This window comes from Luteimonas aquatica (genome assembly GCF_022662575.1).
Classification (GTDB): domain Bacteria; phylum Pseudomonadota; class Gammaproteobacteria; order Xanthomonadales; family Xanthomonadaceae; genus Luteimonas; species Luteimonas aquatica.
In genome coordinates, this window is sequence record NZ_JALBFU010000001.1 from 326,998 (window position 1) to 340,389 (window position 13,392).

At 72.6% G+C, this 13,392-nt stretch carries 15 protein-coding genes; 12 read left to right on the forward strand and 3 right to left on the reverse strand.

Annotation, left to right across the window (positions count from 1 at the left end):
• Positions 1 to 16: 16 nt before the first annotated feature.
• From MD221_RS01545 to MD221_RS01600, 12 genes are all read left to right on the forward strand, one after another.
• Positions 17 to 346, forward strand: a complete 330-nt coding sequence (locus tag MD221_RS01545) for a YerC/YecD family TrpR-related protein (RefSeq protein ID WP_242107298.1) — start codon at positions 17 to 19, stop codon at positions 344 to 346.
• Positions 347 to 383: 37 nt separating this feature from the next.
• Entirely contained in the window at positions 384 to 1,301 is a 918-nt protein-coding gene (hisG, locus tag MD221_RS01550; protein WP_242107300.1) for an ATP phosphoribosyltransferase, read from the forward strand.
• A gap of 73 nt (positions 1,302 to 1,374) precedes the next feature.
• Positions 1,375 to 2,682, forward strand: coding sequence for a histidinol dehydrogenase (hisD, locus tag MD221_RS01555; RefSeq protein ID WP_425602210.1), 1,308 nt, complete (start codon positions 1,375 to 1,377; stop codon positions 2,680 to 2,682).
• Positions 2,679 to 3,803, forward strand: a complete 1,125-nt coding sequence (gene hisC, locus MD221_RS01560; protein ID WP_242107304.1) for a histidinol-phosphate transaminase — start codon at positions 2,679 to 2,681, stop codon at positions 3,801 to 3,803. The genes hisD and hisC overlap by 4 nt, the downstream gene beginning before the upstream one ends.
• On the forward strand, positions 3,800 to 4,873 hold the full coding sequence (hisB, locus tag MD221_RS01565; RefSeq protein ID WP_242107307.1) for a bifunctional histidinol-phosphatase/imidazoleglycerol-phosphate dehydratase HisB: 1,074 nt from the start codon (positions 3,800 to 3,802) through the stop codon (positions 4,871 to 4,873). Before hisC ends, hisB begins: the two co-directional genes overlap by 4 nt.
• Before the next feature lie 7 nt (positions 4,874 to 4,880).
• The gene (hisH, locus tag MD221_RS01570; protein ID WP_242107309.1) at positions 4,881 to 5,498 is read left to right on the forward strand and encodes an imidazole glycerol phosphate synthase subunit HisH; all 618 of its coding nucleotides are present in this window, start codon (positions 4,881 to 4,883) and stop codon (positions 5,496 to 5,498) included.
• Positions 5,495 to 6,250: a 1-(5-phosphoribosyl)-5-[(5-phosphoribosylamino)methylideneamino]imidazole-4-carboxamide isomerase gene (locus MD221_RS01575; protein WP_242107311.1), complete on the forward strand. Its 756-nt coding sequence runs from the start codon at positions 5,495 to 5,497 to the stop codon at positions 6,248 to 6,250. The genes hisH and MD221_RS01575 overlap by 4 nt, the downstream gene beginning before the upstream one ends.
• Entirely contained in the window at positions 6,244 to 7,017 is a 774-nt protein-coding gene (gene hisF, locus MD221_RS01580; protein ID WP_242107313.1) for an imidazole glycerol phosphate synthase subunit HisF, read from the forward strand. Before MD221_RS01575 ends, hisF begins: the two co-directional genes overlap by 7 nt.
• Entirely contained in the window at positions 7,010 to 7,627 is a 618-nt protein-coding gene (hisIE, locus tag MD221_RS01585; protein WP_242107315.1) for a bifunctional phosphoribosyl-AMP cyclohydrolase/phosphoribosyl-ATP diphosphatase HisIE, read from the forward strand. Before hisF ends, hisIE begins: the two co-directional genes overlap by 8 nt.
• A 151-nt stretch (positions 7,628 to 7,778) precedes the next feature.
• Positions 7,779 to 9,323: a calcineurin-like phosphoesterase C-terminal domain-containing protein gene (locus MD221_RS01590; protein WP_242107318.1), complete on the forward strand. Its 1,545-nt coding sequence runs from the start codon at positions 7,779 to 7,781 to the stop codon at positions 9,321 to 9,323.
• The gene (locus MD221_RS01595; RefSeq protein ID WP_242107319.1) at positions 9,320 to 10,273 is read left to right on the forward strand and encodes a TolB family protein; all 954 of its coding nucleotides are present in this window, start codon (positions 9,320 to 9,322) and stop codon (positions 10,271 to 10,273) included. The genes MD221_RS01590 and MD221_RS01595 overlap by 4 nt, the downstream gene beginning before the upstream one ends.
• Positions 10,263 to 10,844, forward strand: coding sequence for a YdeI/OmpD-associated family protein (locus MD221_RS01600; protein WP_242107321.1), 582 nt, complete (start codon positions 10,263 to 10,265; stop codon positions 10,842 to 10,844). The genes MD221_RS01595 and MD221_RS01600 overlap by 11 nt, the downstream gene beginning before the upstream one ends.
• 219 nt (positions 10,845 to 11,063) lie before the next feature.
• Here MD221_RS01600 and MD221_RS01605 read toward each other — a convergent pair whose 3' ends face one another.
• From MD221_RS01605 to MD221_RS01615, 3 genes are all read right to left on the reverse strand, one after another.
• Complete coding sequence (locus MD221_RS01605) at positions 11,064 to 11,939, reverse strand: C13 family peptidase (protein ID WP_242107324.1); 876 nt, start codon at positions 11,937 to 11,939, stop codon at positions 11,064 to 11,066.
• On the reverse strand, positions 11,936 to 12,637 hold the full coding sequence (gene mtnC / locus MD221_RS01610) for an acireductone synthase (RefSeq protein WP_242107326.1): 702 nt from the start codon (positions 12,635 to 12,637) through the stop codon (positions 11,936 to 11,938). Before mtnC ends, MD221_RS01605 begins: the two co-directional genes overlap by 4 nt.
• 83 nt (positions 12,638 to 12,720) lie before the next feature.
• On the reverse strand, positions 12,721 to 13,269 hold the full coding sequence (locus MD221_RS01615; protein WP_242107328.1) for a 1,2-dihydroxy-3-keto-5-methylthiopentene dioxygenase: 549 nt from the start codon (positions 13,267 to 13,269) through the stop codon (positions 12,721 to 12,723).
• Positions 13,270 to 13,392 lie beyond the last annotated feature (123 nt).

Here is a 13,392-nt window from a genome sequence, read left to right on the forward strand (position 1 = left end):
CTAATACATTAACCCAATGAAACAACGACTCGAACCCCTGCCGGAACGCGACGCGGACGCCTCCTTCAAGGCGCTGGCGCGGGCGCTCGCCGGCCTGAGCCGGGCGCAGGACGTGGCGGCCTTCCTCGAAGACCTGTGCACGCCGGCCGAGATCGAGGCCATGGCCGACCGCTGGCGCGTGGTGCCGCTGCTGCTGGAAGGGGTCCCGTACCGGGAAATCCACGAGCGCACCCAGGTCAGCGTGACCACCATCGGCCGCGTCGCGCGCACGCTGGAGCGGGGCGCCGGCGGCTACGCCATCGCCGCGCGCCAGTCGACGGCCGCGCGCCCGAAAGCCGCGCACTGAAATTCCGGCTCGAGACCGCCCGCATGAGCATGCCCGCATGAGTCCTCCCCTTGCCGCGATCGCGCGCGATCGCCTGCGCATCGCCATCCAGAAGTCGGGGCGCCTGAGCGAGCCGGCGCGCGCGCTGCTGGCCTCGTGCGGGCTGTCGTGGCGCGAGAGCCGCGACAAGCTGTTCTGCTACGGCGAATCGCTGCCGGTGGACCTGCTGCTGGTGCGCGACGACGACATTCCCGGACTGCTGGCCGACGGCGTCTGCGACTACGGCATCGTCGGCCGCAACGTGCTCGCCGAGCAGGCGGGCGAGCGCGCCGAGCGCGGATTGCCGCAGGTGGCCCATGAACTGCGCGCCCTCGGCTTCGGCGGCTGCCGGCTCGAGATCGCCGTGCCCGACGGCTGGAGCTGGGAAGGGCCGTCGCAGCTGCAGGACCGCCGCATCGCCACCAGCTATCCCTACCTGCTGCAGGGCTGGCTGCGCGAGCAGGGCGTCCAGGCCACCGTGGTGACGCTGTCCGGCTCGGTGGAGATCGCGCCGCGGCTCGGCCAGGCCGACCTGGTCTGCGACCTGGTCTCCAGCGGCGCCACGCTGGTCGCCAACCAGCTCAAGCCGGTGACCACGCTGCTGCGCAGCGAAGCGGTGCTGGCGGGGCCGAAGGCGCCCTTCGCCGACGCGCGCGCGGAACTGGCGCAACTGCTGCTGCGCCGGCTGGACGGCGTGCTCAAGCTCAAGGACAGCCGCCTGCTGCTGTTCCAGGCCGAGCGCCGCGCCGTGCCGGACCTGCTCAAATTGCTGCCCGACGCCGAGACGCCGATGACGATGTATCAGGTGGACGGCGCCGACACGCTGGCGCTGCAGGCCCTGTGCCATGGCGCGATGACCTGGCAGCGCCTGGAAGACCTGCGGCACGCCGGCGCGCGCGGACTGATGGTGCTGCCGGTGGAGAGGACGCTGGCATGAGAACCGTTCTGCCTACGCGCAACGCCGAACGATGGAGGATCGCGTGAGCGCGGTCGCACCAAGCCAAGCCCCGATCGCGCAGCGCGTCGATTGGGCGAGCCTGGACGCGGCCGCGCGCGAGCGCGTCCTGCAGCGCGCCACGCAGGCGACCTCGCGGCAGCGGGCCGACGCCGTGGCCGGCATCCTGGCACGGGTGCGCGAGGGCGGCGATGCCGCCTTGCGCGAGCTGGGGCTGCGCTTCGACGGCGTCATGCTGCAGGACTTCGAGGTGGGCGAGGAGGAATTCGCCGCCGCCGAGGCCGTCGTGCCGGCGCGGTTGCGCGCGGCCATGCGCGCGGCCGCCGAGCGCATCGAGGCGTTTCATCGCGCCGGCATGACCCGGCCCTACGCCGTGGAGACCGCGCCCGGCGTGGTCTGCGAAAGGATCGTCCGCCCCATCGGCCGCGTCGGGCTGTACGTGCCGGCCGGCAGCGCGCCGCTGCCGTCGACGGCGCTGATGCTGGGCGTGCCGGCGCGGCTGGCCGGCTGCGCCGAGGTGGTGCTGTGCACGCCGCCGCGCCGCGACGGCGGCGCCGATCCGGCGGTACTGGCGGCCGCCAGGCTCACCGGCGTCTCGCGGGTGTTCAAGCTCGGCGGCGCGCAGGCCATCGCGGCGATGGCCTTCGGCAGCGAATCGGTGCCGCGCTGCGACAAGCTGTTCGGGCCCGGCAACGCCTACGTCACCGAGGCCAAGCAGCAGGTGGCGCAGGCCGGCGCGGCGGCGATCGACATGCCGGCCGGTCCGTCCGAGGTGCTGGTGATCGCCGATGCCGGCGCCGACGCGGACTTCGTCGCCGCCGACCTGCTGTCGCAGGCCGAGCACGGCGCCGATTCGCAGGTATTGCTGCTCTCCGACGATGCCGGCCTGCTGGCGCGGGTGGAGACGGCCCTGGAGACGCAGCTGGCGCGCCTGCCGCGCGCCGGCATCGCCCGTGCCGCGCTGTCGCGCTCGCGGCTGGTGCTGACGCGGACGCTGGAGGAGGCGTTCGCGATCAGCAACGACTACGCGCCCGAGCACCTGATCCTGGCGCTGCGCGCGCCGCGCGCCTGGCTGGACCGGGTGCAGGCCGCAGGTTCCGTCTTCCTCGGCGACTGGACGCCTGAGGCGCTGGGCGACTACTGCAGCGGGACCAACCACGTCCTGCCGACCAACGGCGCGGCGCGCGCCTACAGCGGCGTGAGCGTGGCCAGTTTCCAGAACGCGGTGAGCGTGCAGTCGGCCACGCCCGCCGGTCTTGCGGCCATCGGCCCGGACGCGGTGACGCTGGCCGAGGCCGAGGGCCTGGACGCGCACGCCAACGCCGTCGCACTGCGGTTGCGGGCGGCGGAGGCGGCACGATGAGCGCGCTGCTCGAACTCGTGCGCGCCGACCTGCGCGGCTTCGGCGGCTACAGATCCGCGCGCAGCGAGGCGCTGCGCGGCGAGGTCTGGTTGAACGCCAACGAATCGGCCTGGGGCAATCCGGCGGATGCGGACGGCGGATGCCGGCGCTATCCGGAGCCGCAGCCGGCGGCGTTGCGCGCGGCGCTGGCGGCCCTGTACGGCTGCGCGCCGGAGCGGCTGCTGATCGGCCGCGGCAGCGACGAGGCGATCGACCTGCTGGTGCGCGCGCTGTGCGAACCCGGGCGCGACGCGGTGCTGGTGGCCCCGCCGGTGTTCGGCATGTACGCGGTGAGCGCGCGGCTGCAGGGCGCGCGGCTGCTGGAAGTGCCGCTGCTGGAAGTGCCTTCGCGCGAGGACGCCGGCGCGGGCGCCACGACCTTCGCGCCGGATTTCGCCGCCATCGCGGCGACCGCGCTGGCGCAGTCGGTCAAGCTGGTGTTCCTGTGCTCGCCGGGCAATCCCACCGGCGAGGCGCTGGCGCACGCGGACATCGAAGCGCTGGCGCGGCGGCTGTCCGGCCGCGCGCTGCTGGTGGTGGACGAGGCCTACGGCGAATTCTGCGAAACGCCGTCCGCGCTGGCGCTGCAGGCGCGCTGCGACAACCTCGTAGTGCTGCGGACCCTGTCGAAGGCGCATGCGCTGGCCGCCGCGCGCGTGGGCTGCGCGATCGCCGATCCGGCGTTGATCGCGGTGCTGCGCGCCTGCCAGGCGCCGTATCCGGTGCCCGCGCCGTGCGCGGACCTGGCCCTGGCCGGGCTGGCGCCGGCGGCGCTGGCCGACGCCGCGCGCCGCGTGGCGGCCGTTCGCGCCGAGCGGCAACGCCTGCGCGCGGCGCTGGCGGGCCTGCCCGCGGTCACGCGCGTGTACCCCTCGCAAGGCAATTTCCTGCTGGCGCGCTTCGCCGACGCCGAATCCGCGTTCGCGGCGCTGCTGGAGGCCGGCGTGGTGGTGCGCGACCAGCGTGCGGCGCCGCAGCTGGGCGATGCCCTGCGCATCACGGTCGGCACGCGCGAGCAGAACGACCGCGTGCTGGCCGCCTTGGCCGCGATGCCCGTGGCGCAGGCGAGGGCGCGCGCATGAGGCCCATCCTCTTCATCGACCGCGACGGCACCCTGATCGAGGAGCCCGCCGATTTCCAGATCGACGCCTTCGAGAAGCTGCGCCTGGTGCGCGGCGCGGTGCCGGCGCTGCTGCGCCTGCGCGATGCCGGCTATCGCTTCGTGATGGTGACCAACCAGGACGGCCTGGGCACCGAGCTGTTTCCGCAGGCCGCCTTCGACGGCCCGCACGGCCTGATGCTGCAGGTTTTCGAGAGCCAGGGCGTGGTCTTCGAGGAGGTGCTGATCGACCGCAGCCTGCCCGCCGACCGGTCGCCCACGCGCAAGCCCGGCATCGGACTGGCGCTGCCGTACCTGCGCGACCGCAGCATCGACTGGGCGCGTTCTGCCGTGATCGGCGACCGCGAGAGCGACGTGCGCTTCGCCGACAACCTCGGCATCCGCGCCTTCCAGCTGCGCACCGCGCAGTTCGGCGGCGAGTGGGACTGGGCGGCGATCGCGCACGAGCTGGTCGATGCGCCGCGGCGCGCCTCGGTGCGCCGCGATACCCGCGAGACGCAGATCCGCATCGACCTCGACCTGGACCGCAGCGCCGAGCCGGAGGTGCGCACCGGCCTGCCGTTCTTCGACCACATGCTCGAACAGATCGGCAAGCACGGCGGCATCGCGCTGACGGTGCGTGCCGACGGCGACCTGCACATCGACGAGCACCACACGGTCGAGGACACCGGCCTGGCGCTGGGCCAGGCGCTGCGCGAGGCGCTGGGCGAGAAGCGCGGCATCGGCCGCTACGGCTTCACCCTGCCGATGGACGAGACGCTGGCCAGCGCGGCGCTGGACTTCGGCGGCCGGCCGTACTTCGTCTTCGAGGGCGCGTTCCGGCGCGAGCGCGTGGGCGACCTGCCGACCGAGCTGGTGCCGCACTTCTTCCGCTCCGTGTGCGACGCCGCCGGCCTCAACCTCAACCTGCAGGTGCGCGGCGACAACGACCACCATCAGGTGGAAGCCTGTTTCAAGGCCTTCGCGCGGGCGCTGCGGCAGGCGGTGCGGCGCGAGGGCAGCGAACTGCCCACCACCAAGGGCCTGTTGTGAAGGTGGCGTGATGAACATCGCCCTGATCGATGCCGGCGGCGCCAATCTCGGCTCGGTGCGCTACGCGCTGGAGCGGCTTGGCCTGACGCCGCGCCTGGTGCGCGACGCCGGCGGCCTGGCCGGCGCGGAGCGGGTGATCCTGCCCGGCGTGGGCGCGGCGGCGCCGGCCATGCGCGCCCTGGCCGCGCAGGGCCTGATCGAAGCGCTGCGCGGCCTGCGGGTGCCGCTGCTGGGCGTCTGCCTGGGCATGCAACTGCTCTACGAGTCCTCGGAGGAGGGCGGCGACACCCCCTGCCTGGGCCTGCTGCCGGGGCGGGTGCGGGCGTTGCGGCCGGCCCCCGGCATCCGCATTCCCCACATGGGGTGGAATGCCTTGTCCTGCGTTACAGGGAATGGACTGCTGCAAGGCATCCGGGACGGCGACCAGGCCTACTTCGTGCATGGCTACGCCGCACCGGTCGACGTGGGCGCATCGGGCACCAGCGTGCTGGCCACCGCGCATCACGGCGAAGCCTTCGCAGCCATCGTCCGGCGGGGACTGTATTTCGGCGCGCAGTTCCATCCGGAACGATCTTCGGCCCTTGGGTCACGGCTGCTGGAGAACTTCATCCGATGGGTACCATGAACGCATATGCGCTGCGCGAAACCTTCCAGATCTACCCGGCCATCGACGTGCGCAGCGGCCGCGTCGTACGCCTGGCGCAAGGCGACTACGCGCGCGAAACCCGATACGCCGACGATCCTTTCACGCTGGCGCGCAGCTACGCCGACGCCGGCGCGCAATGGCTGCACCTGGTCGACCTCGATGCCGCCCGCAGCGGCGGCTACACGCTGGGCGAGCTGCTGCGCCGGCTCAAGGCCGAGACGCCGCTGCTGGTGCAGACCGGCGGCGGGGTGCGCAACGAGGCCGACATCGAACGCCTGCTGCAGGACGGCGCCGACCGCGTCGTGGTCGGATCGCTGGCCGTCACCGAGCCCAACCGCGTGGTGGACTGGATCAAGCGCTACGGCAGCGAGCACCTGACGGTGGCGCTGGACGCCTGGTGCGGGCAGGACGGACGCTGGTTCCCGACCAGCCACGGCTGGACCCAGCCCGGCCGCCGCACCATCGGCGACCTGGTGCGCTTCTATTCGCGCTCGGGCCTGCGCCACCTGCTGTGCACCGACATCGCCCGCGACGGCACCCTGGCCGGGCCCAATCTGCAGCTGTACCAGCTGCTGCGGCAGTGGGCGCCGCGCCTGGAACTGCAGGCCTCCGGCGGCGCCCGCGACCTGGACGACGTGCGCGACGCGCGCGGCGCCGGCTGCGCGGGCATCGTGCTGGGCAAGGCGCTGCTCGAGGGCAGGTTCGACCTGCCGCAGGCGTTGCGGTGCTGAGCCGTCGCATCATCCCTTGCTTGGATGTGCGCGACGGCCGTGTCGTCAAGGGCGTGCGTTTCCGCGACCACGTCGACATGGGCGACATCGCCGAGCTGGCCCTGCGCTACCGCGACCAGGGCGCCGACGAGCTGGTGTTCTACGACATCGCCGCCAGCCCGCAGGGCCGCAGCGTCGACCGCGGCTGGGTGGAGGCCGTGGCGCGGCGCATCGACATTCCCTTCTGCGTCGCCGGCGGCATCCGCAGCGTGGAGGACGCGCGCGCGGTGCTGCATGCCGGCGCCGACAAGATCTCGATCAATACCCCGGCGCTGGAGCGGCCGGAACTGATCGGCGAGATCGCCGAGGCCTTCGGCGTGCAGTGCGTGGTGGTCGGCATCGATTCGCTGCGCGATGCCGACGGGCAATGGCGCGTGCGCAGCCATACCGGCGATCCGGACGCCATGCGCGCGCTGCCGCGGCGCACCCTGGACTGGGTGGCGCAGGCGCAGGCGCTCGGGGCCGGCGAGATCGTGCTCAACTGCATGGGCAGCGACGGCGTGCGCGGCGGCTACGACATCGACCAGCTGCGCGCGGTGCGCGCGCTGTGCCGGGTGCCGCTGGTGGCCTCGGGCGGCGCCGGCGCGCCGGCGCACTTCATCCAGGTGTTCCGCGAGGCCGACGTCGACGGCGCGCTGGCCGCCAGCGTGTTCCACAGCGGCCAGATCGCGATTCCCGCGCTCAAGGGCGAGCTGCGCCAGGCCGGCATCCGGGTGCGCCATGGCTGAGCGTGTCGCGACCGCGCTCGATATCGAAGCGCTGGCCTGGGACAAGCAGGGCGGCCTGCTGCCGGCGATCGTGCAGGATGCGCGCACCCTGCGCGTGCTGATGCTCGGCTACATGGACCGCGCCGCGCTGCAGGCCACGCTGCGCGAAGGCCGGGTCACTTTCTTCAGCCGCAGCCGGCAGCGGCTTTGGACCAAGGGCGAGCAGAGCGGACACGTGCTCGAACTGGTCCGCCTGGAGACCGACTGCGACGGCGACACGCTGCTGGTGCAGGCCCGGCCGCTCGGCCCCACCTGCCACCTCGGACGCGAGAGCTGCTTTCCCGAGGCGCCGGGCGCGCAGCTGGCCGCGCTCGATCTGCTGGTCGAACGCCGCGAGCGTGAACGCCCGGCGGAGAGCTACACCACGCGCCTGTTCGAGGGCGGCATCCGCCGCGTCGCCCAGAAGGTGGGCGAGGAGGGCGTGGAAACGGCGCTGGCCGCCGTCGCCGAGGACGATGCCGCCTTGCTGGGCGAGGCGGCCGACCTGGCCTATCACCTGCTGGTGCTGCTGCGCGCGCGCGGCCTGGGCCTGGCCGACCTGGAGCGCGCGCTGCGCGAGCGCGAACGCTAGCGGACTCCGCTGCGACGCTCGACCGGCGGCCACGCGGCCGCATGCCGTGCGTTCCGTGATGCCGGTCATCGTGCCCCGCGCGTGACTTCCCGCAGTCGGAGGCGCGCGGGCGAGCGGGGCATAATCGCCGTTTCCGACCAGGGCGACGGCGATGGGCCACCGGTTCTTCTGTACCTGCTTGCTGCTGATCGCCGCCGCCGCGCAGGCCGAGGGGATCGGCGGCACGGTGTACGAGGACGGCAACGGCAACGGCCGCCGCGACCCGGGCGAGCGCGGCATCGCAGGGGTGGCCGTCTCCAACGGCCGCGAGATCGTGCGCACCGACGCGCAAGGGCGCTACGCGCTGCAGGCCCGCGCCGGACTGCCGGTGTTCGTGGTCAAGCCGGCCGGCTGGCGGGTGGCGGCCGGCGCCGAGGACCTGCCCGCGTTCTGGCGCGAAGGCCCGGCCGGCGCCGACTTCGCGCTGCGCCGCGCGCCGCCGCGCGAGGGCGACCTCGACGTGCTCGTGTTCGCCGATCCGCAGGCCAAATCGACGGTCGACGTCGACTATTACCGCCGCGACATCGTCGAACCGCTGATAGGCCGCACGCGCGCCGCGCTCGGTCTGAGCCTGGGCGACATCGTCAACGACGACCTCTCGCTGTATCCGGCCGTGAACGCGATCACCGCGCGCCTGGGCCTGCCCTGGCTGCACGTGGCGGGCAATCACGACCTCGACGCCGACGCCCGCGACGACGAGGATTCGCTGCGCACCTACCGCCGCCATTTCGGTCCCGACACCTATGCCTGGGAGGAGCCGCAGGCGAGCTTCGTGCTGTTCGACGACGTGGTGCATCTGCCCGGCGAGCATGCCGGCTACATCGGCGGCCTGCGCGAGGACCAGCTCGCCTTCCTGGAGGCCTACCTGCGCGAGGCGCCGAAGGACCGGCTGCTGGTGCTCGGCATGCACATCCCGCTGTTCGAGCCGGCCGGACAGGACACCTTCCGCGACGCCGACCGCGAGCGCCTGTTCGCGCTGCTGCGCCCGTTCCCGAAGGTGCTGCTGCTCAGCGGGCACAGCCACACCCAGCGCCACTACTTCCACGACGCGCGCACCGGCTGGCACGGCGCGCACCCGCTGCACGAGTACAACGTCGGCGCCGCCTGCGGCGCGTTCTGGGGCGGCGTGAAGGACGCGCAGGGCATTCCCGACACCACCATGAGCGACGGCACGCCCAACGGCCATGCCACGCTGCGCATCGGCGCCGACGCCGGCGCGCAGGGCTATGCGCTGGACTGGCACCCGGCGCGGCTGCCGCCCGGGAACGCCGCGTTCACCGAGGCGATGGCCCTGCATGCGCCGAAGGTGCTGCGCCGCGGCGCGTATCCGGCCGACGGCGTCTACGCCAACGTGTTCATGGGCCGCGACGACACGCGCGTGGAATACCGGATCGACGGCGGCGAGTGGAAGCCGATGCGGCGCGTCGAGCGCCCCGATCCGCGCGTGAGCGCGCAGAACGCCCTGGACGACGCGGCCACGTCGCTGCGCGGCTACGACCGCGCCGCCCAGGCGACGCCGTCGCCGCACCTGTGGCGCGGCACCCTGCCCACCGACCTGGCGATCGGCGCGCATGCCGTCGAGGTGCGCAGCATCGACGAGCGCGGTCGCGAGCATCGCGCCGGCCTCGATTACGCCCTCGCGGATGCCCAGCCATGAACTTGTTCCGCGCCGCGATCCGCGCCCGACCGCGTCGCGCCGCCATCGCGACTTTCCTGGCCATGGCCTGCATGCCGGCCGTGCAGGCCGCGACCGCGCCGCAAGTCGAGCCCTGGGTGCCGGCCGGCGTTTCCAGCGACCGCTTCGAATCGCATCCGGCCTTCGATCCGCGCAACGGCGACTTCTATTTCGTGCGCAGCTCGCCGGCCTTCCAGGGCTGGCGGATCCTGGTCAGCCGCTGCGGCGCCGATGGCTGGACGCCGCCGCTGCCGGCGGCATTCTCCGGCGACGGGGTCGAGGCCGATCCCTGGTTCGCCGGCGACGGCAACACCCTGTACTTCATCAGTACGCGCACCAGCGACGGCATCAAGCGCAAGGACCTGGACATCTGGCGCGTGCAGCGCGACGGCGACGGCCGCTGGGGCATGCCGGAACGATTGCCGGCGCCGGTGAACTCGACCGGCAACGAGTGGTTCCCGCGCCTGGACAGGGACGGCTGGCTCTATTTCGGATCCGACCGCGCCGGCGGCCTGGGCAAGACCGACATCTGGCGCGCGCGCCGCGGCCAGGACGGGCGCTGGCGCGTGGAGAACGCCGGCAAGGCGCTCAACACCGCCGGAGACGAATACGAGCCGCTGCCGTCGCCCGACGGCCGCAGCCTGGTGATGATGGCCGCCGACGGCCTGTATCTCGCGCGACGCGACGATCCGCGCGCCGCTTGGCGCCCGCGCGAGAAACTGCCGTCGCCGATCAACGTCAACGGCAGCGAGATCGGCGCGCTGTTCTCGCCGAGCGGGCATTCCCTGCTGTTCGCGCGCGACCTCAAGGGCGACCGGTCGGGCGAGTTCTTCGTCTGGCGCCTGCGCGGCCGCGAAGCCTGGCCGCCGGCCTGTCCGGCCACGGCGGCGAACGGGACCGGCAAGGCTGGAGCGTCCGGCCATGGCCGCTGATCCGCCCACCGATCTGCCGATCGAGCATTTCCGCGACGCCGCGGCGTTCGAAGCCTGGCTGGCCGCGCACGCCGGCGACAAGGGCGTCTGGCTGAAGATCGCCAAGAAGGACGCCGGCGCCACCTCGGTGCGCATCGCCGAGGCGCTGGAGATCGCGCTCTGCCACGGCTGGATCGACGGCCAGCGGCTGGCCTGCGACGAGCGCTTCTATCTGCAGCGCTTCGTGCCGCGGCGCCCGCGCAGCCTGTGGTCGAAGATCAATGTCGGCCATGCCGAGCGCCTGATCGCCGCGGGCCGCATGCAGGCGGGCGGGTGGCGCGAGATCGAGGCCGCCAAGGCCGACGGACGCTGGCAGGCGGCCTACGAGGGCTCGGCGACGATGCAGGTGCCCGCCGAACTGGCGGCGGCGCTGGCCGGGAACCGCAAGGCCAAGGCCTTCTTCGAGGCGCTCGACAGGACCAATCGCTACGCGGTGTGCTGGCGCGTGCACACCGCGCGCAAGCCGGAAACGCGGGCCGCGCGGGTGGAGCGGCTGGTGGCGATGCTGGCGCGCGGCGAGAAGCTGCACTGAGCGGCGCCGCTTCGCGGCACGGGCAAGCCCGAAAACGAAAAACCCACGCGGTCGGCGTGGGTTTCGGCTGTTGCGACGACAGGCTGGCGAGCGGAGAAGCTGGCGGGCGGATCGTCTTGCGCGTCGCTGGCTGGCGAAAGGCTGGCTGGCAGCGCGGGCGCAGTGTAGCGGGAAGCTTTTTTCCGTGACGAAATGAGAATCGCTTGCAGCCGTGCCGGCTCAGCGGCCGTACGGATAGGCCACCGGCGGCCCGACCTGCAGCTGCGCCTGCCAGGCCCGCAGGCGCGGCACGATGCCGTCGCCCACGTCGATCTGCGGCATCGACGCCTCCTGGCCGTCCTCGCGCTCCCATTGCGCGATCTCGGCGGTGGCGATGTCGTAGGCGCCGATGAAGCTGTCGCTGCGGTTGAGGCCGTCGAGCAGGAACGCGCGGCCGAAGTAGGTGATGTTGGAATCCACCCCGCAGCCGAACGAGGTGCGGTCCTGGCGCGAGGCGGCGATCACCAGGCTGTCGTCGCTGCGCAGCGCCGGCACGAAGCCCCCCGAATAGCAGGCCGAGACCACGACCACGCGGTTGCGGATGCCCGACGCGTTGAGCGCGCCGCGCAGCTGCTGCGGATCGATGGTCGACTGGAACACCGGCAGCAGCTCGGAGATCAGCTCGTGCTGCTCGGTGCCGTGCGTGGTGAGGAACAGCAGCACGATGTCCTGCTCGCGATCGACGATCCTGCCCAGGCCGGCCAGGGCCAGGCGCAGGTTGTCGAGCGTGGCCAGCGGACGCTGCGCGTCGCCCAGGCTGTCGATGTGGTTGACCAGGGTCAGCACGCGGCCCGCGGCGCCGAAGCGCTGCGACATCAGCGCGTCGAGGTAGGCGACCTCGTTGCGGAACACGTCCTCGTTGCCGTCGCCGGCGAACCCGACCACGTACAGGTCGACCTTGCCCGGGCGCTGCGGCGCCAGGCCCGCCAGGGTCTTCTCGAGCAGCTGGCGGTCGCGCTCGGCCACGCTCATGTCGCCGGCGTGGGCCGGCACGGCGGCCGGCAGCGCGAGCGCCAGCCATGCCAGCCACCGCAGCCCGCGCCGCGCCGGGGTCATGTCTCGTCCGGCCGGATCTGGGCGAAGCTTTCCACGCGCGCGTGGCCGTTGAGCGCCTCGCCGCCGCGCGGCTGCGGATAGTCCTCGCGGCGGTCCACCAGCACGGTGCGCAGGCCGGCCTCGCGCGCGGCGTCGAGCTCCTCGACCACGTCGGACAGGAACACGACCTCCGAGGCTTCGCGCCCCAGGGCCTCGGCGATGCGCCGGTAGCTGCCGGCCTCGCGCTTGCCGCCGACCTCGGTGTCGAAGAAGGCGCCGAACACCGGCAACAGGTCGCCGGCCTCGGTATGGCCGTAGAGCAGCTTCTGCGCCGGCACCGAGCCGGAGGAATAGACCGCCAGCGGGCGGCCTTCGTCGTGCCAGCGGCGCAGCGCCTCGGCCGCGTCGGGGTAGATGTGCGAGGCGTAGTCGCCGTTGCGGTAGCCGTCGGCCCAGAGCATGCCCTGCAGCGCCTTGAGCGCGGTGTGCTTGCGATCCTGGTCGATCCAGCCCTGCAGGGTCTCGACGATGATCGCGTCCTCGCAGATGCCGCCGGCCGCCTCGGTCGCCACCGCGTCGAGCCAGCGCCGCACCTCCGGCTCGCGGCCGTGCTCGCGCACGAAGCGCGGCAGCTCGCGGCGCGCGTAGGGGAACAGCACGTCCTTCACGAACGAGATGCTGCTGGTGGTGCCTTCGATGTCGGTGAGGATCGTGCGCATGGGATGGGGAGCGAATGGAGGCGGTGAGGAATGCGCGGAGGCTGAAGCGCCTTGCCCGCTCCGCGTTCCCCCTGCGCCGGTTTTCAGCTTTTCTCGTAGCGCGGGAAACGCTGCGCGATGTCGGTGCCGGTGAAATGGCCGATCCAGCCGTCGGGCTGCTGGAAGAAGCGGATCGCCACGAAGCTCGGCTCGGCGCCCATGTCGAACCAGTGCGTGGTGCCGTCGGGCACCGCGATCAGGTCGTTCTTCACGCATTCGATCTCGTAGACCTTGCCGTCCACGTGCAGCGTGAACAGGCCCGAGCCCTCGACGAAGAAGCGCACCTCGTCTTCCTTGTGGAAGTGCTCGTCGAGGAACTTGCCGCGCAGCGTTTCGCGGTCGGGATTGTCCGGGGCGATGCTGATCACGTCGATCGTGGTGAAGCCGCGCTCGGCGGTGATGCGGTCGATGTCGGACTTGTAGGCCGCGATCACGGCTTCCTGCGACGCGCCGGCCTGGATCGGCCGGTCGGCCTGCCAGCGCTCGAAGGTGACGCCGATCCTGGCCAGCTCGCGCGCGATGGCCTCGCCGTCGTGGCTGACGAATTCGGGGCGGTCGGGGGCGTCGTCGGCGAAGATGCGCAGTCGGCTCATGGGGACCTCGTTGGGGGGCGGGCCGGGTGGGCGAGCCGGCGTGGCTCCAGGGTTCGAAGAGTAGCAGTTGCAGGCCGCCGCTCCGATGTGCGTGCTGGAACGCCCGCGTTCAAGGCCTGGAAC